We start from the raw sequence: 25546 nt of genomic DNA, 5'->3' as shown, positions 1-25546 counted from the left end.
GCGTGCCAGGCGAATTTCCGGAATAAAGCGATGGTGGGTCAGAGGCCAGACGAAGCGCCGCAGGCGCATGAAGGGCCCGATGTACCGCCGGGCGAAGCCGGAGCATCCAGCCGGGGGCAGGATGCAGCGGCAAACCATTCCGGACGCGTTGATCACAACGCGCGCTGGGATGAGCTGGACGCCAGCCAGCAAGATAACAACGACATCGTTCCGCTCACCCGGGCCGAAGCCGAGCAAATCTTCGGCGCACAGGTGAGTCGCCCATCGCGCGTCACGCCGTTTCGTGTCGTGGCGGCGCAAGTGGTTTTGTCCCTGGTTGCAACGTTGGCGTGGTGGCTGTTTTATAAGCCGCCGGGCAGTGCTGCGTTGTCCGCGTTCCTGGGCGGAGCGATCTGCTGGTTTCCTGGAGCGCTGTTCGCAGCGCGCCTGAAGCAGTTGAGTCGTGCCGGCACCGTGCTGAACTGGATGCTCGGCGAAGCCTTCAAGATGGGGGCGACGATTGCGATGTTCGTCGCCATCGCGTTCTGGTATCACGACGTGCAGTGGATTCCCTTGCTCGTCACGTACCTGATCGCACTAAAGACATACTGGATCGCGCTCGCTTGGCGCTGATCCACCAACATCGCGCCGCCTCAATTCAGGGCGTCGAAGCGATGCAGGTGGAACTCGGCTAGCCGATGCGAAGCAGATAAGACACGATCCACGGCGGTGCGTTCCCGCAATACAGTATTGCGGCGGGAGCGGCCGAAAACGATTTTCGACAATTTGGGTGGCTCTAACGATATGGCAGCTAGCGAAGGAACGAGCGGACCGGGTCCGTCCGAGTACATTGCTCACCACTTGCAGAACTTTGCGACCTCGCACCAGACGTCGATCGTCGACTTCAGCGTCTGGAACATCGACACGCTGTTCTGGTCGATCCTGTGCGGCGTCGTGACGATCCTCATCTTGCGTCTCGCTGCGCGCAAAGCGACCCCGGGCGTACCGGGCCGCTTCCAGTGCGCCATCGAAATGCTGGTCGAGATGGTCGAGGACCAGTCCAAGTCCATCGTCCATGGCAACCGCGCATTCATCGCACCGCTCGCGCTGACCGTGTTCATCTGGGTCGGGCTCATGAACTCGCTCGACTTCATTCCCGTTGATCTGCCGGGCCGCGTGATCGGCTGGCTGGGCCTCTCCGAAGCACTGCCGCACCAACGCATCGTTCCGACTGCCGACCTCAACGGCACGTTCGGCATCGCGCTCGGCGTGTTCGTGCTGATGATTTACTACAACCTCAAGATCAAGGGTCCTGGCGGCTTCGCACACGAGTTGCTCTCGGCCCCGTTCGGCGCGCATCCGCTGCTGTGGATCCCGAACCTTGCACTGAACATCATCGAGTTTGTCGCCAAGACGGTTTCGCTCGCCCTGCGGTTGTTCGGCAACATGTACGCAGGCGAGCTGCTGTTCCTGCTGATCGCGCTGCTGGGCGGTCTGTGGAGCTTCGGCGCGGACACGACGGTGCTTGGCTTCATCGGCCACGTGATTGCGGGCAGCGTCTGGGCGATCTTCCACATTCTGATCGTTCTGCTGCAGGCGTTCATTTTCATGATGCTGACGCTGGTGTACATCGGCCAGGCACACGACAAGCACTAAGTGCTCGTCAAACCAGATTTGCAGTTTTAAATCCCCAGTTCCAAAAAATCTCACAAAGGAGTGATCATGCAAGCTTTCATCGCCAACATCCAGGGTTTCACGGCCATCGGTATCGGCATCATCATCGGCCTGGGTGCAATCGGCGCCTGTATCGGTATCGGCCTGATGGGCGGCAAGTACATCGAAGCCTGCGCACGTCAGCCTGAACTGATGAACCCGCTGCAAACGAAGATGTTCCTGCTGGCTGGTCTGATCGATGCGGCGTTCCTGATTGGCGTGGGTGTTGCAATGCTGTTCGCGTTCGCTAACCCGCTGCTCTCGAAGCTCGCGGGCTAAGTTCCCTGGAAGGTTGCGCCTGACCTATAACGGGTAGTGGGCGCATGGCGGAACGGGAGACGAGGCGCTGATCGAGTTTCACAACCGATGAGCGCCTTGCCGTTTCAATTCCCCGGAATAGCAACGATTAAGGAAACACCGTGAATCTCAACGCAACCCTGTTTGCGCAAATGGTCGTGTTCCTGATCCTCGCGTGGTTCACGATGAAGTTCGTGTGGCCGCCGTTGATCAACGCCCTCGACGAGCGCTCGAAGAAGATCGCAGATGGCCTCGCCGCTGCGGAAAAGGGCAAGGCGGAACTCGAAGCGGCGCACAAGCGCGTCGGCGAAGAGCTCGCCACGGCCCGTAACGAGGGTCAAAGCCGTATCGCCGACGCCGAAAAGCGCGCGCTGGCCGTCGCAGAAGAAATCAAGGCTCAGGCACACGCCGAAGCGGCACGCATCATTGCTCAGGCGAAGGCCGACGCCGACCAGCAGGTCGTCAAGGCACGCGAAGCACTGCGCGCCGATGTCGCGGCACTCGCTGTGCAAGGCGCCGAGCAGATCCTGAAGCGCGAAGTCGATCAGTCGGCCCACGCCGAACTGCTGAATCAACTGAAAGCCGAGCTCTGATCATGGCCGAACTTGCAACCATCGCCCGCCCGTACGCAGAAGCACTGTTTGGCGTGGCCGAAGCTGGTGACACCGCCGCCTGGTCCACGCTCGTTTCGGAGCTGGCACAGGTTGCGGCCTTGCCCGAGGTGCAGTCGGTCGCGACGAGCCCGAAGGTGAGCCATGCCCAGGTCGTCGAGCTGCTGCTCGCGGCGGTGAAGTCGCCGGTCAAGGAGTCGGCTGAGGTGAAGAACCTCGTGCAGATGCTGATCGAGAATCATCGCCTGGCACTGCTGCCGGAAATCCAGTCGCAGTTCGAAGCGCTCAAGAACGCCAAGGCAGGCGCTGCTGACGCAGTGATCGTCAGCGCGTTCCCGCTCGAAGGCGCACAGTTGAACGACCTCGTCGCCAGCCTCGAACGCAAGTTCAAATGCAAGCTGAAGCCGACCGTCGAGATCGACAAGTCGCTCATCGGCGGCGTGCGCGTCACGGTCGGCGACGAAGTGCTCGATACCTCGGTCCGCGCGCGGCTCGCCAGCATGCAGGCGGCTCTGACCGCCTGAACGCCTCGATCCCAACGATCGGGCGTGGCGGCTGGCACGCAACAGAATTGAACATCAGGAGCGAATAATGCAACTCAATCCCTCTGAGATCAGCGAGCTGATCAAGAGCCGGATCCAGGGCCTTGAAGCGAGCGCCGACGTTCGCAACCAGGGCACCGTGATCTCCGTGACCGACGGTATCGTGCGTATCCACGGCCTGTCGGACGTGATGCAGGGCGAAATGCTCGAATTCCCGGGCAACACCTTCGGCCTCGCGCTGAACCTCGAGCGCGATTCGGTCGGCGCCGTGATTCTCGGTGAGTACGAGCACATCTCGGAAGGCAACATCGTCAAGACGACGGGTCGCATTCTCGAAGTGCCGGTTGGTCCGGAACTGATCGGCCGCGTGGTCGATCCGCTCGGCAACCCGATCGACGGCAAGGGCCCGGTCAACGCCAAGATGACCGACGCGATCGAAAAGATCGCTCCGGGCGTGATCTGGCGTGAAGGCGTGTCGCAGCCGGTGCAAACGGGTCTGAAGTCGATCGACTCGATGGTGCCGATCGGCCGTGGCCAGCGTGAGCTGATCATCGGCGACCGTCAGTGCGGCAAGACCGCAGTGGCCGTCGACACGATCATCAACCAGAAGGGCAAGGACCTGATCTGTATTTACGTCGCCATCGGTCAGAAGGCTTCGTCGATCCAGAACGTGCTGCGCAAGCTCGAAGAAACGGGCGCGATCGAATACACGATCGTCGTTGCCGCTTCGGCTTCGGAATCGGCCGCGCTGCAGTACCTCGCGCCGTACGCCGGCTGCACGATGGGCGAATACTTCCGCGACCGCGGTCAAGACGCCCTGATCATTTACGACGACTTGACCAAGCAAGCCTGGGCATACCGTCAGATTTCGCTGCTGCTGCGCCGCCCGCCGGGCCGTGAAGCTTACCCCGGCGACGTGTTCTATCTCCACTCGCGTCTGCTCGAGCGCGCGGCACGCGTGTCGGCCGACTACGTTGAGAAGTTCACGAACGGCGAAGTGAAGGGCAAGACGGGTTCGCTCACCGCACTGCCGATCATCGAAACGCAAGCCGGCGACGTCACGGCATTCGTTCCGACGAACGTGATCTCGATTACCGACGGCCAGATCTTCCTGGAAACCGACCTCTTCAACGCAGGCATCCGCCCGGCAATCAACGCCGGCGTTTCGGTGTCGCGTGTGGGTGGCGCGGCACAGACGAAGGTCGTGAAGAAGCTGTCGGGCGGTATCCGTACCGACCTCGCGCAGTACCGTGAACTGGCTGCATTCGCCCAGTTCGCATCGGACCTCGACGAAGCGACCCGCAAGCAGCTCGAGCGCGGCCGCCGCGTGACGGAACTGCTCAAGCAGCCGCAGTATCAGCCGCTGCAAGTGTGGGAACTGGCTGTTGCGCTGTTCTCGGCGAACAACGGCTACCTCGACGACATCGACGTCAAGGACGTCCTGCCGTTCGAAAAGGGCCTGCGCGAATACCTGAAATCGAAGCACGCTGACCTCGTCGCGCGCATCGAGGACAAGAAGGACCTGTCGAAGGACGACGAGAACGCGCTCCACGCGGCTCTCAAGGACTTCAAGAAGTCCGGCGCATACTGATCCGTCCGGGAATCAATCACGATAAACGGACTGGGACCCGAGTAAACGCTGAAGCGCAAACTCGGGTCGACAAAGGAGCAAGCAATGGCTGGAATGAAGGAAATTCGCGGCAAGATCAAGAGCGTGCAAAACACGCGCAAGATCACCAAGGCGATGGAAATGGTCGCGGCGTCGAAAATGCGCCGTGCCCAGGAGCGCATGCGCGCCGCCCGCCCGTATGCCGACAAGGTCCGCGACATCGCTGCGCACATGAGCCGTGCGAACCCCGAGTACCGCCACCCGTTCATGGTGGAAAACACCGGTGCGAAGGTCGCAGGCGTGATTCTCGTCACGACCGACAAGGGTCTGTGCGGCGGGATGAACACCAACGTGCTGCGCGCGACGCTGCAGAAGATCAAGGATCTGGAAGCATCCGGCACGTCGATCGAAGCAACTGCGATCGGCAGCAAGGGCCTCGGTTTCCTGAACCGTCTGCGCGCGAAGGTCGTCTCGAACGTTGTGCAACTCGGCGACACGCCGCACCTCGAAAAGCTGATCGGCGCGATCAAGGTGCAGCTCGACCAGTACTCGGAAGGCAAGCTTTCCGCCGTGTACCTCGCGTACACGCGCTTCGTCAACACGATGAAGCAGGAGCCTGTGATCGAGCAACTGCTGCCGCTGTCGGCCGAGCGTCTCGAAGCGAATGATGACGGCACGACGCCGAAGTCGGCGTGGGACTACATCTACGAGCCGGACGCGCAAACCGTCGTGGACGAACTGCTGGTGCGCTATGTCGAAGCCCTGGTCTATCAGGCCGTGGCGGAAAACATGGCTTCGGAGCAGTCGGCCCGTATGGTGGCGATGAAGGCGGCGTCGGACAACGCGAAGACGGTCATCAACGAACTGCAGCTCTCGTACAACAAGAGCCGCCAGGCCGCGATTACGAAGGAACTTTCGGAAATCGTCGGCGGCGCAGCAGCCGTCTGACAGGCGCGAACCGATTGCGAAACCGCGCCGGTGCCAAACCGGTGAGCGAGTGAAGAATTCAGGTATCTAAAGGAAAATCGATGAGTACAACTGCTTTGGTAGAAGGCAAGATCGTACAGTGCATCGGCGCGGTGATCGACGTGGAATTCCCGCGCGAGAGCATGCCGAAGATCTACGACGCGCTGATTCTCGAAGGGTCGGACCTGACCCTCGAAGTGCAGCAACAGCTGGGCGACGGCGTTGTCCGCACCATCTGTCTGGGTGCTTCGGATGGTCTGCGCCGCGGCACCATGGTCAAGAACACGGGCAAGCCCATCAGCGTGCCGGTCGGCAAGCCGACGCTCGGCCGCATCATGGACGTGCTCGGTCGCCCGATCGACGAAGCGGGCCCGATCGTCAGCGAAACGACGCGTGCGATCCACCAGAAGGCACCGGCGTTCGAAGACCTGTCGCCGTCGGCTGAACTGCTCGAAACCGGCATCAAGGTTATCGACCTGATCTGCCCGTTCGCGAAGGGCGGCAAGGTCGGTCTGTTCGGCGGTGCAGGCGTGGGCAAGACCGTCAACATGATGGAGCTCATCAACAACATCGCGAAGGAACACGGCGGTTTCTCCGTGTTCGCCGGCGTGGGCGAGCGTACCCGTGAGGGCAACGACTTCTACCACGAAATGAAGGACTCGAACGTTCTGGACAAGGTCGCGCTGGTGTACGGCCAGATGAACGAGCCGCCGGGCAACCGTCTGCGCGTCGCGCTGACGGGTCTGACGATGGCCGAGCACTTCCGTGACGAAGGCCTCGACGTGCTGTTCTTCGTCGACAACATCTACCGTTTCACGCTGGCTGGCACGGAAGTGTCGGCACTGCTCGGCCGTATGCCGTCGGCAGTGGGCTATCAGCCGACGCTGGCAGAAGAGATGGGCAAGCTGCAAGAGCGCATCACGTCGACCAAGAAGGGCTCGATTACGTCGGTTCAGGCCGTGTACGTCCCTGCGGACGACTTGACCGACCCGTCGCCGGCTACGACCTTCGGCCACCTAGACGCAACCGTCGTGCTGTCGCGTGACATCGCCTCGCTGGGTATCTACCCGGCAGTCGATCCGCTCGACTCGACCTCGCGCCAGATCGACCCGAACGTGATCGGTGAAGAGCACTACTCGATCACGCGCGGCGTGCAGCAAACGCTGCAGCGCTACAAGGAACTGCGCGACATCATCGCGATTCTGGGCATGGACGAACTGTCGCCGGAAGACAAGCTGACGGTGGCTCGCGCACGCCGGATCCAGCGTTTCCTCTCGCAGCCGTTCCACGTCGCGGAAGTCTTCACGGGCTCGCCGGGCAAGTACGTGCCGCTGAAGGAAACCATCCGCGGCTTCAAGATGATCGTCGAAGGCGAGTGCGATCACCTGCCGGAGCAGGCGTTCTACATGGTCGGCACGATCGACGAGGCCTTCGAAAAGGCCAAGAAGATCCAGTAAGGGTTGAGTTGCTGGCGAAGAGGCGCGGCGCTTTGGTTTTGAAGCGCCACGCCGCCACAACCCACTCAAGGAGTCGACACATATGGCAGCAACCATCAAGGTAGACGTCGTCAGCGCCGAAGAGAACATCTTCGACGGCCAGGCGAAGTTCGTCGCGCTTCCGGGCGAGGCGGGCGAGCTGGGCATTCTGCCGGGCCACACGCCGCTCATCACGCGTATTCGTCCGGGTGCAGTGCGCATCGTGGCGGAAGACGGCAGCGAAGAGTTCGTGTTCGTCGCCGGCGGCATTCTCGAAGTGCAGCCGGGCGCCGTCACGGTGCTCGCTGACACTGCGATCCGCGGCAAGGATCTCGACGAGGCGAAGGCCACGGAAGCGCGCAAGCGCGCTGAAGAGACGCTGCAGAACGCCGGCTCGAACCTCGAGTACGCCACCGCCCAGGCCGAACTGGCCTACGCGGTCGCGCAACTCGCGGCGATCCAGCGCCTGCGCAAGATGAACCAGCACTAATTGGTTCTCGTACGCGCGCCCTCGTGGCGCGGCGTCCGAAGCGAAAAGGGCTCCCCAACCGGGGAGCCCTTTTCGCATTTGCGCGCCACCCATTGGGCACAGCCCGATGGCATCGCGATGAAAAACGCGGCATAAATGCCGTGAACCAAGGAGGTCGACAAAAACGCTCTGACATACTTGACGTTTACGGAAAGGTAATGCCAAATCATGCGTTCGCAGCTGGCCCATCAAACGGCGCCGGACTCGGCCCAGACCCTGCGGGTAAGACTTGATGCCGCCCCCGGGAAAGCCGGTGGCACAATGGTTTTCAAATTCATTTCAAACGCGGGAGCGAGACTCCCCAGGAGACAGCCATCATGGCAATCGACGCAGCAGGCGCGAGCGCCGCGCCCGGTGTACATGAGCCGCTCATCGCGCCAAAAGACGGGCTTTCGTACGTGCGAGGCACGACCGACGTGCCGCTCAGCGACGCAACCCTCGGCAGGTTCCTGCAGGACACCGCGAAGCGGTTTCCCGAGCGGCCTGCCGTGGTGTTCCGCGAGCAGGGTATCCGCTGGAACTGGCGCGAGTTCGCCGCCGAAGTGGACGTGCTCGCAGCCGGCTTCGCGGAGCTAGGCATCGTCAAGGGCGACCGCGTTGGCATCTGGTCGCCCAATCGCGTCGAATGGTTGCTCACCCAGTTTGCGACCGCGCGCATTGGCGCGGTACTCGTCAACATCAATCCCGCGTATCGCCTCGCTGAGCTCGAATACGCGCTGAACAAGGTGGGCTGCAAGGCCATCGTCTCTGCGGAGAGTTTCAAGACCTCGAAGTATCTGGAGATGCTGCAGACGCTCGCGCCGGAGCTCGCGAACGCTGCGCCAGGCCAGTTGCAGGCCGCGCGCCTGCCCGAACTGCGCGCAGTCGTGCGCATGTGCGACACGGACACGCCCGGCATGCTCTGCTTCAGCGAACTCGTGGAGATGGGCCGCGAGCGCATTGCCCGCGACGGCACGGCGTGGCTCGACGCCATCGATGCGACGCTATCTCCCGACGACGCGATCAACATCCAGTTCACGAGCGGCACGACCGGCAATCCGAAGGGCGCGACGCTCACGCACCGCAACGTGCTCAACAACGGGCGTTTCATCGCCCAGGCGATGCGCCTCACGGAAAATGATTCGCTCTGTATTCCGGTGCCGCTTTATCACTGCTTCGGCATGGTGCTAGCGGTGCTCGCGTGCGTTTCGGTGGGGGCGAACATGGTGTTCCCGGGCGAGGCCTTCGATCCGCGCGCGACGCTCGAAGCCGTCTCGGAAGAGGGCTGCACGGCACTGCACGGCGTGCCCACCATGTTCATCGCGGAACTCGATCATCCGGAGTTCGCGCGCTTCGATCTTTCGAAGCTGCGCACGGGCATCATGGCCGGATCGCCGTGTCCGATCGAAACGATGAAGCGCGTGGTCTCGAAGATGCATCTCGCCGAAATCACGATCGCCTACGGCATGACGGAAACGAGCCCGGTGTCGTTCCAGAGCTCGACGACGGACCCGCTCGACAAGCGCACGACCACAGTGGGCCGCATTCAGCCGCATCTCGAAGTGAAGATCGTCGATGCGCTCGGCAATACCGTGCCAGTGGGCGAAACGGGCGAGCTGTGCACGAAGGGCTATTCGGTGATGCAGGGCTACTGGGGCGACGAGGAGAAGACGGCGGAGTCGATCGTCGACGGCTGGATGCATACGGGCGATCTCGCCACGATCGATGCCGAAGGCTACTGCAACATCGTCGGCCGCCTGAAGGACATGCTCATTCGCGGCGGAGAGAACATCTACCCGCGCGAGATCGAGGAGTTCCTGTTCCGCCACCCGAAGGTGCAATCGGCGCAGGTATTCGGCGTGCCCGATGCGAAGTACGGCGAGGAAGTGTGCGCGTGGATCGTGCTGCGTCCGGGCGAAGTGGCAACCGCGGAAGACATCCAGGCGTTCTGCCAGGGGCAGATTGCGCACTACAAGATCCCGAAGTACATCCGCTTCGTCGACGAACTGCCGATGACCGTGACGGGCAAGGTGCAGAAGTTCGTGATGCGCGCGCGCATGATCGACGAACTGAAGATCAGCGAGCAGAAGACGGCTTGACGCCTGGTTTGACGCAATGCCGCGGCGGACGAATCACCCCGTCGCGGCGCTTTGCCTGTGTGCGCAAAAATAGTCGGGAAACCGAACGATTTTCAGGCGGTGGAGCGAGTGGGAGCGCGACGATGCCTGGTGAATAACGAAACGTACAGGCGAAAAAAAAGCGGGCCTGGAGCCCGCTAAAAACCACACGCTACGGGGTTAGCGCGAGGAGACCAAAGGAGGAGCCGGGTCATAAAACGTCTTCGACGCCGGTCACGGCTCCAACAAGGATGCCCCTCGAGAGGGCTTCGGCGTAGTGCCGACCGGCAGGTGTTTTGTGTCCGCTCACACTGGCACCGAGCCACATCCGTGTTGAAACCGTTGAAGGCATTGTGGGCGAATTAAGATGGGTTCGCGGTAACAAAGTGTTTCAGGTTGTAACGCCCGCCAGATAAGGCTCCGAGCCTCTTTTTGCCATCCCGAGCGTTTCAGGGAAGTCATTTTTACCGCTATTTTCCGCGGCTGCCCGACAGTCTGAATGGCCTCGCGCACACGAGGATTCGTATCGCATGAGAGAAGGCCCACGGCATGGGCCTTTTGTGCGGAACGCGCTTCGTACGGAATTACCGGTTGCGCACATGCGCAATGCGTCGATTTTGCCCCTGTGCGTGAAATGCAAACTTTGCGCGCCTCGTGTTACGGCATCGTCTGCAACTCATCGTAGCAATTTGAAGGGCCATAACAACGTGGCGCGGGCCAGCACTTCACTTCAGCCACTTGTCGGAGATTGCCTGATATTCGCCGCCCGCGCGCGCAAGATGCAGCCACAGGTCCACATACTGCTGGAACACCACGTCGCCGCGCGGCACCATCCACGCTTTCTCGCCGTACTGGAACGGCTTGTCGGGATGCACCGAGCACAGGCCCGGGTTGAGCTTCTGCTGCAGCAGGGTCTCGGAAGCGTCGGTCACCATCACGTCGGCCTTGCCTGCGAGGATCTGCTTGAAGATCGTCACGTTGTCCGGATACATGATGAGATTGGCATTCGGCAAGAACTGCTTCGCAAAGCGCTCGTTCGTGCCGCCCGGGTTCATGATCACGCGCACTGAAGGCTGATTGATCTGCGCGACGGTCTGGTACTTCTTGACGTCGTCGCATCGCACGATCGGCGTCTTGCCGTCGACCTGATACGCCTCGGTGAAGAACGCGCGCTTCTGGCGCTCGAGCGTCGTGGAGACGCCACCCACCGCAACGTCGCACTTCGCGAGGAAGTCGCTCATGAGGTTCGACCACGACGTCTTCACGAACTCGGCCTTCACGCCCAGTGACTTGGCAAGCGATTCCGTCATGTCGATGTCGATGCCTTCGAACGCGCCGTCCTGCCGATAGAACGAGTAGGGCTTGTAGTCGCCGGTCGTGCAGGCGCGCAGCGTGCCGCGCGCGAGGATTTCATCGAGGCGTGAAGGGGCGGCGGCCTGCGTAGCGTTGGTCGATGTACCGGCGGACTGGTTCAGGGCGCACGCGCTCAGCAGTGCGGCGCTAACGATCGTCAGGCCGAGGACGGCTTTTTTCATCGTGTCTCCGTCTATGGTTTTGATGGATGTAATTAATGAGAAAGCGGTCTGATCATAGTCCTCGTGTACCCCTACGGATAAGCGCGGACTTACCTGGGTAGGCAAGGATCTATACTTCGGTGTTATTGCGCTTCCTGATCCCGCTCATCAGCGACATGGCGCGGCGGCCGCTCCGGTAAAATGGCCGCTTGCTTCCGAACCTTCGCGCGACTTCGCGCATCGAGCACGTGGCCCACACTCTCCTGAACGACACCTTCCTGCGCGCGCTGCTGCGCCAGCCGACCGAGTACACGCCAGTCTGGCTGATGCGCCAGGCAGGCCGCTATCTGCCGGAGTACAACGCCACGCGCAGCCGCGCGGGCAGTTTCCTCGGCCTTGCGAAGAATCCCGATTACGCGACCGAGGTCACGCTGCAGCCGCTCGAGCGCTACCCGCTCGACGCCGCGATCCTGTTCTCCGACATCCTGACGATTCCGGACGCGATGGGCCTCGGTCTCTCGTTCCAGGCGGGCGAAGGGCCGAAATTCGCGCATCCCGTGCGCACCGAAGAAGACGTGGCGCGCCTCGCCGTGCCCGACATCGGCGCGACGCTCGGCTATGTGACCGACGCAGTGCGCGAAATTCGCCGCGCGCTCACCAACGCAGACGGACGCCAGCGCGTGCCGCTCATCGGCTTTTCAGGCAGCCCGTGGACGCTCGCCTGCTACATGGTCGAGGGCGGCGGCTCGGACGACTTCCGCACGGTGAAGTCGATGCTGTACGCGCGCCCGGACCTCATGCAGCGCATTCTGGAAGTCAACGCGCAGGCCGTGGCGGCCTACCTGAACGCGCAGATCGAAGCGGGCGCGCAGGCCGTGATGATCTTCGACACCTGGGGCGGCGCGCTCGCGGACGGCGCCTACCAGCGCTTTTCGCTTGCGTACATCGCGCAGGTCGTGGCGCAGCTCAAGCGCGAGCACGATGGCGAGCGCGTGCCGGTGATCACGTTCACGAAGGGCGGCGGCCTTTGGCTCGATGAAATCGCCAACACGGGCGTGGACGCAGTGGGCCTTGACTGGACCGTCAACCTTGGCCGGGCGCGCGAGCGCGTGGGCGATCGCGTAGCGCTCCAGGGCAACCTCGACCCCACGGTGCTGTTCGCGTCGCCTGCCGCGATCCGCGAGCAGGCGCGCGCGGTACTGGACAGCTTTGGCGCGCACCCGGGCCACGTGTTCAACCTCGGCCACGGCATTTCGCAGTTCACGCCGCCCGAAAGCGTGGCGGAACTCGTGGACGAAGTGCATCGTCATAGCCGCGCGATTCGCGCGACCGGTGCGTGACGTTTTTGGTGCGCCGCAGCAAGCTGGGCTCCGGGTATCAGGGTATGACCGGGTCCAAGAGGCCACCCAGACGCCATCGCGGTCCTGTCAAGACTTGACTTATGCACACTTGCTTCGTTGCGGCGCGCAAGAGGGAAAGGTTGTCGCAGGCACCCGCTCAAGTCTGAGCAGAATCAATCAGACCCTTGACAGACAAGGCTTTCGGCGCTCCACGGCGCTCTGTGCGGTATCCCACATAACGACCCTGCGCGGACGCGCTCCGACGGAGCCCGGCAAGTTCTCAACAAAGTTATCCACAGGCGCAGATTCGGGGGCGCGATTGTTCTGCGGAATCCAAAACTTAGCGCGAAATCTCAAGTATCACTTTAGGTTTGCGTGTCTGTGCGCTAGCGTACGGAACTTCCCTGGGAGCGGGACATGACAGGGCAGTACGTGCGCGTGGCGCTGGACCACCCTCTGGACGCGCTCTACGACTATCGCTATGGCCTCGACAGCGCGCCCGCGCCCGGCATGCTGGTGCGTGTGCCGTTCGGGCGCCGCGACGTGGTCGGCCTCATCTGCGAAGTGAGCGCTCACAGCGACGTACCCGCAAACAAGCTCCGTGACGTGAGCGCGGTGTGCGCCGCCTGCCCGCCGCTTTCGGCGCAATGGCTCGCGCTGGCTGGCTTTGCCGCCGACTACTATCAACGGGGCTTGGGCGAAGTCGCGTTGCCGGCGCTGCCGCAGGCGTTGCGCGATCCGTCGCGCTGGGCGCGGCTGCTCGCCCCCGAGGAGCGCTACCGTCTGCTGCCGGAAGGCCGCGCTGCACTCCCCGACGCCTTGCCGGCGCGCGCTCAGGCGTTGCGTCGTCTTGCGCAGGCGCTGGCCGATGCCGGCGAACTCGACGCAGCCGCAGCCCGCGCGCTGCATCCCAAGGCGATTGCGACGCTTGAAGCCTGGTGCGAGTCCGGCTGGGTCGAGCACGAATGCATCGAGTTTGGCGCGGCCGCGAGCGTGGCCAGCGGCGCCGCGGATGCCATCGCCGCTGTGGAAATCCCGCGCCTGAGCGACGAGCAAGCCGACGCCGTGGAAGCGATCGGCGCGTCGAGCGGTTTCGCGCCCTTCCTGCTGCATGGGGTGACGGGCAGCGGCAAGACCGAGGTCTATCTGCGCGGGCTCGCGGCGCTGCTCGAGCGCGACCCTGGCGCCCAGGCGCTCGTGCTCGTCCCCGAAATCAATCTCACGCCGCAGTTCGAAGCGGCTTTTCGCACGCGCTTCGCGGCCACGCTCGCCAGCGACGCCATCGTTACGCTTCACAGCGGTCTGGCCGAAGGCGAGCGCGCCCGCAACTGGCTCGCGGCGCACACGGGCCGCGCGCGCATTGTGCTCGGCACGCGTCTCGCGGTGCTCGCCTCGCTGCCGCGTCTTGCGATGCTCGTGGTCGACGAGGAGCACGACCCCGCCTACAAGCAGCAGGAAGGGTTGCGCTACTCGGCGCGCGACCTCGCTGTATGGCGCGCGAAGCAGCTCGGCGTGCCGGTCGTGCTGGGCTCGGCCACGCCGTCGCTCGAAAGCTGGTGGCAGGCCGAGCAGGGGCGCTACACGCGCCTCACGCTCACGCGCCGCGCCATTGCCGACGCGGTGCTGCCCACCGTCAAGCTGATCGACCTCGAAGAAGAGCGGCGGCGCGGCCGCGCCTCGTTCGAGGGGCTATCCGGGCCATTGGTCGCGGCGATGAAGGCGCGTCTCGAGCGCGGCGAGCAAAGCCTCGTGTTCCTGAACCGTCGCGGCTACGCGCCGACGCTCGCGTGCGATGCCTGCGGTTGGGTGGCAGGCTGCCCGCGTTGCACCGCGTACGTCGTGCTGCACAAGCCCGAGCGCGCGCTGCGCTGCCATCACTGCGGCTGGGAGTCGCGCATTCCGCATTCGTGCCCCGAGTGCGGCAACGTCGACATCGCGCCGATGGGGCGCGGCACGCAGCGTATCGAGGAAGCGCTCGCGAGCGCGGTGCCGGGGGCGCGGGTGCTGCGTATCGACGCCGATAGCACGCGCCGCAAGGGCAGCGCGCAGGCGCTTTTCTCCGACGTGCACGCGGGCGAAGTCGACATCCTGGTGGGCACGCAGATGATCGCGAAGGGGCACGACTTCCAGCGCGTCTCGTTAGTTGGCGTGTTGAACGCCGACAATGCGCTCTTTTCGCACGATTTCCGGGCGAGCGAGCGCCTGTTCGCGCAACTGATGCAGGTGAGCGGACGCGCGGGGCGCGCCGGACTGCCCGGCGAGGTGCTCGTGCAGACGCGCTATCCGCGCCATGCGCTCTATCACGCACTGGCGCGCCAGGATTATGTGGGTTTTGCTAATACGCAGGTCGCGGAGCGGCGCGACGCGCACCTGCCGCCGTTCGTCTATCAGGCGTTACTGCGCGCCGAAGGGCGCACGCTCGAGGCCGCGCTGGCATTTCTCGCCCAGGCCGCCGATGCGCTCACGGCGATTCCAGGCGCCGAGCGCGTCATGGCCTACGACGCGGTGCCGCTCACCATCGTGAAGGTGATGAACGTGCATCGCGCGCAACTGCTCGTGGAAAGCCAGTCGCGCGCCGCATTGCAGGCGACGCTACGTGCGTGGCAGCCCGCGCTGCGCGCGTTGCGCGGCGTGCTGCGCTGGAATCTCGAAGTCGATCCGCTCGATATCTAGCAGCGGACGTGGCCCCGCAGACGTGCACCCTGCGGCAACAGCGGGGCCACCCGGCATCAACTTCCCGTTTCCTTCCTTACTGGCCGACGGTATCGGCCACTTCCCTGCGCGACGCTCGCTTCAAGCTCATACGGCGTTCATCCGGCGCCGTCGCACCGCGCATGAAAAGCACGGCGCACATGGCGCACATCGTCCAGATCCCTGCGATTACCAGCAGCTTTTCCATTTTCCGGTCCCTTCGCTCTTTCTTGTGACCAACAACCCCCGCTCTGTTTGTATAACGGCACGGCCGCGGAATCGATTAGGGTTGTCCTGCGTGTTGTTGGACCAGGGAAAATACCGAACGCAACCCGCGCGGCCCGGTGGGCGGCCATCGGACGTAAAGCCCGGCTGCACAAGGCTTCCAGAATGGTGCAACCATATCGAGAGAGTGGTTGCACCTTTTTATTTGTAGGGTTACGATTCGCCAACTTTTTAGTCACCGCCGGTGCGGGTCTGCCGGCATACGAAGGAAACATGGCTAGCACCACACTTGGCGTCAAAGTCGACGATCTCCTCCGCGCCCGCCTCAAGGACGCCGCCACACGACTCGAGCGCACGCCGCACTGGCTCATCAAGCAAGCCATCTTCGCCTATCTCGAGAAAATCGAGCACGGTCAGCTGCCTCCCGAACTCAACGGCCACGTCGGTGCGACCGATCTCGCCGAAGGTGCTACCGCCGAGGACGACGAAGCCGCCTCGCACCCGTTCCTCGAATTCGCGCAGAACGTGCAACCGCAGTCGGTGCTGCGCGCGGCCATCACGGCGGCGTACCGCCGCCCGGAGCCGGAGTGCGTGCCGTTCCTGATCGGCGAAGCGCGCCTGCCGGCCAACCTCACGGGCGAGGTGACGAAGCTCGCCACCAAGCTCGTGGAAACGCTGCGCGCGAAGGGCACCGGCGGCGGCGTGGAAGGCCTGATCCACGAGTTTTCGCTGTCCAGCCAGGAAGGCGTGGCGCTGATGTGCCTCGCCGAAGCGCTGCTGCGCATTCCCGACCGCGCCACGCGCGACGCGCTCATTCGCGACAAGATCAGCAAGGGCGACTGGAAGTCGCACGTGGGCCACGCGCCGTCGCTGTTCGTGAACGCCGCGACCTGGGGTCTCATGATCACCGGCAAGCTCGTCACGACGAACAGCGAAACCGGTCTGTCGTCGGCGCTCACGCGCATGATCGGCAAGGGCGGCGAGCCGCTGATCCGCAAGGGCGTGGACATGGCCATGCGCCTGATGGGCGAGCAGTTCGTGACCGGCGAGAACATCTCCGAAGCGCTTGCCAACAGCCGCAAGTTCGAAGCGCGCGGTTTCCGCTACTCGTACGACATGCTCGGCGAAGCCGCGACGACGGAAGCCGATGCTCAGCGCTACTACGCATCGTACGAACAGGCGATCCACGCCATCGGCAAGGCCGCAGGTGGACGCGGCATCTACGAAGGCCCTGGCATCTCGATCAAGCTCTCCGCGCTGCACCCGCGCTACTCGCGCGCGCAGCAGGAACGCACGATGGGCGAGCTGCTGCCGCGCGTGCGCGCGCTCGCCGTGCTGGCCCGCCGCTATGACATCGGCCTGAATATCGACGCCGAAGAAGCCGACCGCCTCGAACTCTCGCTCGACCTGCTCGAAGCGCTGTGCTTCGATCCGGAACTGGCTGGCTGGAACGGCATCGGCTTCGTGGTGCAGGCTTACCAGAAGCGCTGCCCGTTCGTGATCGACTACATCGTCGATCTCGCGCGCCGCAGCCGTCATCGCATCATGGTGCGCCTCGTGAAGGGCGCGTACTGGGATACGGAAATCAAGCGCGCACAAGTGGATGGCCTCGAAGGCTACCCGGTGTACACGCGCAAGATCTACACGGATGTGTCTTACCTCGCCTGCGCGAAGAAGCTGCTCGGCGCGCCGGACGCCGTGTATCCGCAGTTCGCCACGCATAACGCGTACACGCTCTCTGCGATCTATCACCTCGCGGGCCAGAACTACTATCCCGGCCAGTACGAATTCCAGTGCCTGCACGGCATGGGTGAGCCGCTGTACGAAGAAGTCACGGGCCCGCTTTCGCAAGGCAAGCTCAACCGTCCGTGCCGTGTCTACGCGCCGGTCGGCACGCACGAAACGCTGCTTGCGTATCTCGTGCGCCGCTTGCTCGAAAACGGCGCGAACACGTCGTTCGTGAACCGCATCGCCGATGCATCCGTGCCGGTGAGCGAACTGGTCACGAATCCCATCGACGACGCCGCCAAGGTCGTGCCGCTCGGCGCGCCGCACGCGAAGATTCCGTTGCCGCGCGAGTTGTACGGCAACGAGCGCTTCAATTCGATGGGCCTCGATCTGTCGAACGAGCATCGTCTCGCATCGCTTTCGTCGGCGCTGCTGGCTAGCGCCCATCACCCGTGGCGCGCCGCGCCGATGCTTGCCGACAACGACATCGCAGACGGCGCCGCACGCGACGTGCGCAATCCGGCCGATCATCGCGATCTCGTCGGGACCGTTGTGGAAGCAACGAGCGAACACGTGAGCGCCGCGCTCTCGCACGCCGTGGCCGCCGCGCCGATCTGGCAGGCCACGCCCGTCGAAGCGCGCTCAGATTGCCTCGCGCGCGCCGCCGATTTGCTCGAAGCGCAGATGCACACGCTGATGGGCCTGATCGTGCGCGAAGCGGGCAAGTCGCTGCCGAACGCCGTGGCCGAAATTCGCGAAGCGATCGACTTCCTGCGCTACTACTCCACGCAGATCCGCGACGAGTTCTCGAACGACACGCATCGCCCGCTCGGCCCCGTGGTGTGTATCAGCCCGTGGAACTTCCCGCTCGCGATCTTCATGGGCCAGGTGGCCGCCGCGCTCGCAGCCGGCAACACGGTGCTCGCGAAGCCTGCTGAACAAACGCCGCTGATCGCCGCGCAAGCCGTGCGCATCCTGCGCGAAGCCGGCGTGCCGGCGGGCGCGGTGCAACTGCTGCCGGGCAACGGCGAAACCGTGGGCGCGGCGCTCGTCGCCGATCACCGCACGCGTGCCGTGATGTTCACGGGGTCGACGGAAGTTGCGCGCCTCATCAACAAGACGCTTTCCGAGCGCCTCGACTCCGAAGGCCGCCCGATTCCGCTGATCGCCGAAACCGGCGGCCAGAACGCGATGATCGTCGATTCGTCGGCGCTCGCGGAGCAGGTGGTGGCCGACGTGCTGCAAAGCGCGTTCGACTCGGCTGGCCAGCGCTGTTCCGCACTGCGCGTGCTGTGCCTGCAAGACGACGTAGCCGACCGCACGCTCGAAATGCTCACGGGTGCGATGAAAGAACTCGCGGTGGGCAACCCCGACCGTCTCTCGACCGATGTCGGCCCGGTGATCGACGTCGACGCGAAGCGCGGCATCGACACGCACGTGGCCGGCATGCGTGAAAAGGGCCGCAAGGTCCAGCAGATGCCGACGCCCGACACCTGCGCGCAAGGCACGTTCGTTCCGCCCACGCTCATCGAACTGGATAGCCTCGACGAACTCAAGCGCGAAGTGTTCGGCCCGGTGCTGCACGTGGTGCGCTATCGCCGCAGCCAGCTCGACAAGCTGCTCGAGCAGATCCGCGCAACGGGCTATGGCCTCACGCTCGGCATTCACACGCGTATCGACGAAACGATTGCGCACGTGATTGGCCGCGCCCACGTGGGCAACATCTACGTGAACCGCAACGTGATCGGCGCGGTGGTGGGTGTGCAGCCGTTCGGCGGCGAAGGCCTGTCGGGCACGGGTCCGAAGGCGGGTGGCGCGCTGTATCTCTCGCGTCTGCTTGCGAAGCGTCCGGCGGGTTTGCCGAAGTCGCTCGCCGACGTGCTCGTCGTGGATGCGCCGCAAGGCGCCGAAGCCAACAACGGCGCGCCGCAGTCGGCACAGACTGCGCTCACGACGCTGCGCGACTGGCTCATCACCGAGCGCGAGCCCGCACTCGCGGCACGCTGCGACGGCTACCTCGAATACGTGCTCGCAGGCGCCACGGCGGTTCTGCCGGGCCCGACGGGCGAGCGCAACACGTACACGCTTTCGGCGCGCGGCACGGTGCTGTGCGTACCGTCCACGGCAACGGGCGCACGCGCGCAACTCGCTGTTGCGCTGGCAACGGGCAACCGCGCGCTGTTCCAGGGCGCGGCGGGCGAAGCGCTGGTGAATGCGCTCCCGGCAACGCTGAAGGCCCACGTGGCGATCAAGAAGACGGCTGACGCCGACTTCGATGCGGTTCTCTTCGAAGGCGACAGCGACGAACTGCTCGCACTCGTGAAGGAAGTGGCCAAGCGTCCTGGCCCGATCGTCTCGGTGCAAGGCGTGGCAGCGCACGCGCTCGCCAACGGCGATGAAGATTACGCTCTCGAACGACTGCTCGCGGAACGTTCGGTCAGCGTGAATACGGCAGCAGCAGGCGGTAATGCAAATTTGATGACGATCGGTTAAGCACAGGCCATACTGTCGATCGTCTCAAGACAAGGAAGCGGCAAGGCTCATCGAATCCGAAGCCGCTCGTTTGATACCTGGTACCAAGGAGAAGCAATGCAACACACGATGAAGCAGCTGGCAGGCGCAACGCTTGTTGCCGCCCTGTCGCTGGCGGGGACTGCGCACGCACAACAAGCCGAAGACGTGAAGATCGGTTTCGCCGGTCCGATGACCGGCGCGCAGGCGCACTATGGCAAGGACTTCCAGAACGGCATCACGCTCGCGGTCGAAGACATCAACGCCACGAAGCCCGTGATCGGCGGCAAGCCGGTTCACTTCGTGCTGGACTCGGCTGACGATCAGGCTGACCCGCGCACGGGCACGACGGTCGCGCAGAAGCTCGTCGACGACGGCATCAAGGGCATGCTCGGCCACTTCAACTCGGGCACGACGATCCCGGCTTCGCGCATCTACGCGAACGCGGGCATCCCGCAGATCGCCATGGCGACGGCGCCGGAGTACACGCAACAAGGCTTCAAGACCACGTTCCGCATGATGACCTCGGACACGCAGCAAGGTTCGGTGGCGGGCACGTTCGCGGTGAAGAGCCTCGGCATGAAGAAGATCGTCGTGATCGATGACCGCACGGCCTACGGCCAGGGTCTCGCCGACGAGTTCTCGAAGGCTGCGAAGGCTGCAGGCGGCAACATCATCGACCGCGAGTACACCAACGACAAGGCCGTCGACTTCAAGTCGGTTCTGACGAAGGCGAAGGCGATGAACCCCGATCTCGTCTACTTCGGCGGCGCGGATTCGCAAGCGGCACCGATGGTCAAGCAGATGAAGTCGCTCGGCATCAAGGCGCCGCTGATGGGCGGCGAAATGGTCCACACGCCGACGTTCCTGCAGATCGCAGGTGACGCGGCGAACGGCACGGTGGCCTCGCTCGCCGGCCTGCCGCTCGACCAGATGCCGGGTGGCAAGGACTACGTCGAGAAGTACAAGAAGCGCTTCGGCGAAGACGTGCAGACGTACTCGCCGTACGCCTACGACGGCGCAATGGCGATGTTCGCGGCCATGAAGAAGGCCAACTCGACGGATCCGGCGAAGTACCTGCCGTTCCTCGCGAAGACCAGCATGCCGGCTGTCACGTCGGCGGACCTCGCGTACGACACGCGCGGCGACCTGAAGAACGGCGGCATCACGCTGTACAAGGTTGTCGACGGCAAGTGGACGACGCTGCAAAGCGTGGGCGGCAAGTAAGCACCTGACGCCAGGCTGAAGTAAAAAGCCCCGCAGAATCGAAAGATCTGCGGGGCTTTTGCATATGCGTTCACCTTGAAGGTGAGCTTATTCAGGATTCCTCTTCAGTCACTCTCCGCGCATTTTCTTGCCCGCTTCGCGAATCTGTTCGAGCGTAGCCGCAGGCGTGCTCGCTTCCTTCGTCACGCGGATCTCGATCAGCGCGGGTTTGCCTGCCGTGAGCGCGCGCTCCAGTGCGGGCGCGAATTGCGCCGTGGTCGTGACGACTTCGCCGTGCGCGCCGAACGACTGGGCAAACGCCGCGAAGTCAGGGTTCGTGAGCTGCGTGCCATGCACGCGATCCGGATAGTGGCGCTCCTGGTGCATGCGGATCGTGCCGTAGTGCGAGTTGTTCACGACGATGAACACGACATTCAGCCCGTACTGCATCGCCGTGGCGAGTTCCGATGAGGCCATCATGAAGCAGCCATCGCCCGCGAGCGCGACCACGGTGCGCGAAGGATAGAGCGACTTCGCAGCGATCGCGGCGGGCACGCCGTAGCCCATCGCGCCGCTCGTGGGCGCGAGTTGCGAACGGAAGTGGCGATACGCGAAATGGCGATGCAGCCATGTCGCGTAGTTGCCCGCGCCGTTCGTGACGATCGCGTCGTCGGGCAGGCGTGCGCGCAGTTGCTGCATGATTTCGCCGAGTTGCACGTCGCCCGGCATCGGCAGCGGCTTGCGCCATGCGTGCCACGCCTCGTGCGCTTCAGCGGCGCTGCCGGCCCACGCGGGTTGAGCGGGCGCGGGAAGTTCTGCGAGCAGCGCCGCGATTTCCGCGAGGCCCGAAACGATCGGAAGATCCGCTGCATAGACGCGGCCGAGTTCCTCCGCGCCCTGATGCACGTGAATGAGCGTTTGCTTCGTCTTGGGAATATCGAAGAGCGTGTAGCCGCCCGTCGTGGATTCTCCCAGACGCGGCCCGAGCGCGAGCAGCACGTCGGCTTCGCGAATGCGCTTCGCGAGCGCGGGATTCACGCCGAGACCCACGTCGCCCGCGTAGTTCGGGTGCTCGTTATTCAGCGTGTCCTGGAAGCGGAACGCGAGGCCGACCGGCAATTGCCAGTTCTCGACGAAGCGCTGGAAGTCCGCGCATGCGTGCGTGTTCCAGCCATGTCCGCCCGCGATCACGAACGGCTTCTTCGCACCCGCGAGCAGTTCGCGCACGCGCTCCATCTGCGCAGCGGAAGGCGAGGCCTGCACGCGTTGCGCGGGCGGCGCGATGGGCTGCGCTTCGGCTGCGGGAATCGCGCCGCTCAACATGTCTTCCGGCAGCGCGAGCACGACTGGGCCCGGCCGGCCCGACATCGCGATATGGAACGCGTGGCTCAGATATTCGGGCACGCGGCGCGCGTCGTCGATCTGCGTGACCCACTTGGCCATCTGGCCGAACATGCGTCGATAGTCGATCTCCTGGAACGCCTCGCGGTCCATCTGATCGCGCGCGACCTGGCCGATCAGCAGGATCATCGGTGTGGAGTCCTGGAACGCCGTGTGCACGCCGATCGAGGCGTGCGTGGCGCCCGGCCCGCGCGTGACAAGCGCGATGCCCGGCTTGCCCGTGAGCTTGCCGATCGCTTCCGCCATGTTCGCCGCCGCCGCCTCGTGACGGCACACCACGGTTTCGATCTTCGCGGTTTCGTCGGCCAACGAATCGAGCACCGCGAGATAGCTTTCGCCCGGTACGCAGAACACGCGCTCGACGCCATTGGCGACGAGTGCGTCGACGACGAGGCGAGCCCCGGTCGTGGTGGCTTCGGTGGTGGCGGATGCGTTCGGCTGCTGCATGGCGGTCAAGTCTCCTTCAATCGTTGCGTGATTACGTCTGGATACTTCGGGCAAGGCGACAGCGCTTCAACGAATCAGCACTCGACGATGTTCACCGCGAGGCCGCCGCGCGAGGTCTCCTTGTACTTCGTCTTCATGTCGGCGCCGGTCTCACGCATCGTCTTGATGACGGAGTCGAGCGAGACGTAGTGCGCGCCGTCGCCGCGCAGCGCCATGCGCGCGGCGTTCACGGCCTTCACCGAAGCCATGGCGTTGCGTTCGATGCAGGGAATCTGCACCATGCCGCCGACGGGATCGCAGGTGAGGCCGAGGTTGTGCTCCATGCCGATTTCGGCGGCGTTTTCCACTTGCAGCGGCGTGCCGCCCAGGACGGCTGCGAGCGCGCCCGCAGCCATCGAGCAGGCCACGCCCACTTCGCCCTGGCAGCCCACTTCCGCGCCGGAGATCGACGCGTTGAGCTTGTAGAGAATGCCGATGGCGGCTGCGGTGAGCAGGAAGTCGATCACGCCTTGCTCGTTTGCGCCTGGCGTAAAGCGCACGTAGTAGTGCAGCACGGCGGGGATGATGCCCGCTGCGCCGTTCGTCGGCGCGGTCACCACGCGGCCGCCCGCGGCGTTTTCCTCGTTCACGGCGATCGCGTACAGGTTGATCCAGTCGATCATCGAGAGCGGGTCTTGCAGCGCGCGCTCGGGGTTGCTCGTGAGCGCGCGATACAACTGCGGCGCGCGGCGCTTCACGGCGAAGGGGCCGGGCAGCGTGCCGTCGGCGCCGGGATTGTTGATGCCGCAACCGCGCGAGACGCACGACTGCATCACGTCCCAGATACGCAGGAGACCTGAGCGGATCTGCTCGTCACTGTGCCAGACGCGCTCGTTTTCGAGCATCAGCTGCGCGACGCTCTTGCCCGTCGAAGCGCACAGCGCGAGCATCTGGGCGCCCGTGGTGAACGGATTGGGCAATTGCTGCGCAGCGGCGAGCACCTTCGTGTTCGGCGCGCCGGCCGTGACGACGAAGCCGCCGCCCACCGAGAGATAGGTGCTCTCGCGCAGCGTTTCGCTATTCGCGTCGAGCGCACGCAGCTTCATGCCGTTCGGGTGTTCGGGCAGCGCCTGGCGATAGAACGCCACGTGCTCCTTCGGCACGAAGCCGATCGGATGGCGGCCGAGCAGCGCGAGCTGGCGCGAGGTGCGCACCGCTTCGAGACGCTCGCTGATGGTGTCGGGATCGACGGTGTCGGGCGCGTCGCCCATGAGACCCAGCATGACGCCGCGGTCGGTGCCGTGGCCCTTGCCGGTTGCGCCGAGCGAGCCGTACAGCTCGACTTTCACGGCGGCGGTGCTCGCGAGCAGGCCGTCGCGCTCGAGTCCTTCCGCGAACATGAGCGCCGCGCGCATCGGCCCGACCGTGTGCGAGCTGGAGGGCCCGATGCCGACTTTGAAAAGATCGAAAACGCTCACTGCCATGGGTACTGCTCCTGCTTGTCTGACGTTGGTTTGCGGGGATGCGGCGCGGAAGTAACGTTCCGCGGCATCGTTAGTTCCGTGCCGCCGCCGCAACCCGCGCGCGTTTTACCGCGCCGGCAACGGCAGACAGACGGCGAGCCACGCGGGCGGCGTGGGCGCGAGTTTCAGCGCGACCGGCGCAAAGCGGCCGTCGAGACGCGCTGCCAGGTGAAACAGCTCCGCGGCGTTTTTCGGGTCCCACTGGCCGGTGTAGCCTGGGAGGCCCGCTTCGCGCCGCTGCGCGTCGAACGGTACGTTCGAATGCACGAATTCCTCGTGCGATTTCTGGCCGAGCGCGTAGGGCGTGAGCCAGTCGAGCGCATTGGCGAGCGTAGCGCCGTTGGCCGCGCGCTCGGTCAGCCAGTTGCGGTTGTGGCGTCTCGCGGCGAGCGCGGCGGTTACGAGCGGCTGCAGATCGTAGGTCACGTAGTGCAGCGCGTCGCGCTCGGTGAAGTCGAGCGTCGAGCCGTCGGGCGCGACGTTGTCGCCGAGATGCTCCACGAAGAGCCGCTGCGCCGTCGCGATCATCTTGCGGTTGTCGAGCGTGAACGCGATCATCGCGATCAGTTTGACCCGATGGCTCTGCCAGTTGTTCGCGAAAGTTCCCTTGAGCGGGCGCGGCTGCGCGTCGACCTGCGCGATATAGCCGTTCGCGAAGCTGTTCAGGAACTGCATCGTCGCGTTGCGCGTTTTCACGGGCAGCGCGCTCGCGGTCATGTCGTACGCGAGTATGAGCCCCTCGAAACGCGTTTCGTCGATGGGATTGAAGCTCGGCTTGTACGTGGTGACCCACGCGAGCAGAAAGCGGTCCACGAGTCTCAGGAAGCGTTCGTCGCTCGTTGCGCGCCACGCGAGCGCGGCGTTGCGCATGAGATCGAGTTCCTTCGCGGCCTCGACGCTCTGATCGTAGATGCCCTCGTGCGGCAGCGTGCCCTCGGTGTGCAGGCGCGGCAGCGGACGCGGCGTGTCGTTCACATGCGTCAGCACGTCGGCCACGAGCGCCTTCACACCCGGGTCGGAGTTGGTGCGCTCGCTCGATTGCAGCGCGGGTGCCGCGCAAAAGTTCATGGCCGCCTGGGCCGTGCCAGCGAATGTGCCGGTGAACGACGCGCAGGCGAGCGCCAGCGCGGCGGCAAGGCGCGGCGGGCGGTTTTGCAACATGCC

Annotated in this window: 19 protein-coding genes; 14 read left to right on the top strand and 5 right to left on the bottom strand. The window is 64.2% G+C overall.

Translation table 11 applies throughout. The features are described 5' to 3' along the window. Window positions 1-30 precede the first annotated feature (30 nt). The 10 genes from L0U83_RS13980 to L0U83_RS13935 all read left to right on the top strand — a co-directional run bounded on the left by L0U83_RS13980 (window position 31) and on the right by L0U83_RS13935 (window position 9799). A complete protein-coding gene (locus tag L0U83_RS13980) occupies window positions 31-612 on the top strand; it encodes an ATP synthase subunit I (protein ID WP_233883450.1) in 582 nt (193 codons plus the stop codon). Window positions 613-783: 171 nt separating this feature from the next. Next, on the top strand, window positions 784-1635 hold the full coding sequence (gene atpB / locus L0U83_RS13975) for a F0F1 ATP synthase subunit A (protein ID WP_233883448.1): 852 nt from the start codon (window positions 784-786) through the stop codon (window positions 1633-1635). Between the two features lie 66 nt (window positions 1636-1701). Further along, entirely contained in the window at window positions 1702-1971 is a 270-nt protein-coding gene (gene atpE / locus L0U83_RS13970; protein WP_028203308.1) for a F0F1 ATP synthase subunit C, read from the top strand. A 140-nt stretch (window positions 1972-2111) separates the two neighbouring features. Continuing rightward, window positions 2112-2582, top strand: coding sequence for a F0F1 ATP synthase subunit B (locus L0U83_RS13965; RefSeq protein WP_233883446.1), 471 nt, complete (start codon window positions 2112-2114; stop codon window positions 2580-2582). A gap of 2 nt (window positions 2583-2584) precedes the next feature. Then, window positions 2585-3124: a F0F1 ATP synthase subunit delta gene (locus tag L0U83_RS13960; protein WP_201698430.1), complete on the top strand. Its 540-nt coding sequence runs from the start codon at window positions 2585-2587 to the stop codon at window positions 3122-3124. A 67-nt stretch (window positions 3125-3191) separates the two neighbouring features. Continuing rightward, entirely contained in the window at window positions 3192-4733 is a 1542-nt protein-coding gene (gene atpA / locus L0U83_RS13955; RefSeq protein WP_233883443.1) for a F0F1 ATP synthase subunit alpha, read from the top strand. Window positions 4734-4817: 84 nt separating this feature from the next. Beyond that, a complete protein-coding gene (atpG, locus tag L0U83_RS13950; protein ID WP_233883441.1) occupies window positions 4818-5699 on the top strand; it encodes a F0F1 ATP synthase subunit gamma in 882 nt (293 codons plus the stop codon). Window positions 5700-5779: 80 nt separating this feature from the next. Further along, complete coding sequence (gene atpD, locus L0U83_RS13945) at window positions 5780-7174, top strand: F0F1 ATP synthase subunit beta (protein ID WP_233883440.1); 1395 nt, start codon at window positions 5780-5782, stop codon at window positions 7172-7174. Between the two features lie 82 nt (window positions 7175-7256). After that, entirely contained in the window at window positions 7257-7682 is a 426-nt protein-coding gene (locus L0U83_RS13940; RefSeq protein WP_233883439.1) for a F0F1 ATP synthase subunit epsilon, read from the top strand. A gap of 356 nt (window positions 7683-8038) precedes the next feature. Next, window positions 8039-9799, top strand: a complete 1761-nt coding sequence (locus L0U83_RS13935) for an AMP-binding protein (protein WP_233883438.1) — start codon at window positions 8039-8041, stop codon at window positions 9797-9799. 743 nt (window positions 9800-10542) lie between these two features. On the opposite strand, the gene L0U83_RS13930 is transcribed toward L0U83_RS13935, so the two are convergent. Then, window positions 10543-11352, bottom strand: a complete 810-nt coding sequence (locus L0U83_RS13930; protein WP_233883437.1) for a transporter substrate-binding domain-containing protein — start codon at window positions 11350-11352, stop codon at window positions 10543-10545. A 227-nt stretch (window positions 11353-11579) separates the two neighbouring features. Here L0U83_RS13930 and hemE point away from each other — a divergent pair, with 227 nt between their 5' ends. Together hemE and L0U83_RS13920 are read left to right on the top strand one after the other, a co-directional pair. Next, the gene (hemE, locus tag L0U83_RS13925; protein WP_233883436.1) at window positions 11580-12671 is read left to right on the top strand and encodes a uroporphyrinogen decarboxylase; all 1092 of its coding nucleotides are present in this window, start codon (window positions 11580-11582) and stop codon (window positions 12669-12671) included. 417 nt (window positions 12672-13088) lie between these two features. Continuing rightward, a complete protein-coding gene (locus L0U83_RS13920) occupies window positions 13089-15344 on the top strand; it encodes a primosomal protein N' (RefSeq protein ID WP_233883434.1) in 2256 nt (751 codons plus the stop codon). Window positions 15345-15420: 76 nt separating this feature from the next. Here the strand turns inward: L0U83_RS13920 and L0U83_RS13915 are convergent, their stop codons facing one another. Continuing rightward, the gene (locus tag L0U83_RS13915; protein ID WP_233883430.1) at window positions 15421-15570 is read right to left on the bottom strand and encodes a hypothetical protein; all 150 of its coding nucleotides are present in this window, start codon (window positions 15568-15570) and stop codon (window positions 15421-15423) included. Window positions 15571-15860: 290 nt separating this feature from the next. Here L0U83_RS13915 and putA point away from each other — a divergent pair, with 290 nt between their 5' ends. Both putA and L0U83_RS13905 read left to right on the top strand, forming a co-directional pair. After that, on the top strand, window positions 15861-19808 hold the full coding sequence (putA, locus tag L0U83_RS13910; RefSeq protein ID WP_233883428.1) for a trifunctional transcriptional regulator/proline dehydrogenase/L-glutamate gamma-semialdehyde dehydrogenase: 3948 nt from the start codon (window positions 15861-15863) through the stop codon (window positions 19806-19808). A gap of 96 nt (window positions 19809-19904) precedes the next feature. Further along, window positions 19905-21053: a branched-chain amino acid ABC transporter substrate-binding protein gene (locus L0U83_RS13905; protein ID WP_233883420.1), complete on the top strand. Its 1149-nt coding sequence runs from the start codon at window positions 19905-19907 to the stop codon at window positions 21051-21053. Window positions 21054-21161: 108 nt separating this feature from the next. Here the strand turns inward: L0U83_RS13905 and L0U83_RS13900 are convergent, their stop codons facing one another. From L0U83_RS13900 to L0U83_RS13890, 3 genes are all read right to left on the bottom strand, one after another. Next, window positions 21162-22880 carry a thiamine pyrophosphate-binding protein gene (locus tag L0U83_RS13900; protein WP_233883418.1) on the bottom strand — a complete coding sequence of 573 codons (1719 nt, stop codon included), beginning with the start codon at window positions 22878-22880 and terminating at the stop codon, window positions 21162-21164. Between the two features lie 74 nt (window positions 22881-22954). Further along, window positions 22955-24343 carry an L-serine ammonia-lyase gene (locus L0U83_RS13895; protein WP_233883416.1) on the bottom strand — a complete coding sequence of 463 codons (1389 nt, stop codon included), beginning with the start codon at window positions 24341-24343 and terminating at the stop codon, window positions 22955-22957. Window positions 24344-24448: 105 nt separating this feature from the next. Beyond that, complete coding sequence (locus L0U83_RS13890; protein ID WP_373321033.1) at window positions 24449-25543, bottom strand: alginate lyase family protein; 1095 nt, start codon at window positions 25541-25543, stop codon at window positions 24449-24451. Window positions 25544-25546 lie beyond the last annotated feature (3 nt).

Origin of the sequence: Paraburkholderia flagellata (assembly GCF_021390645.1) — a bacterium.
GTDB classification, from domain to species: Bacteria; Pseudomonadota; Gammaproteobacteria; order Burkholderiales; family Burkholderiaceae; genus Paraburkholderia; species Paraburkholderia flagellata.
Note: the sequence above shows the minus strand (reverse complement) of the source record. Positions and strands in the feature narration are given on the sequence as shown.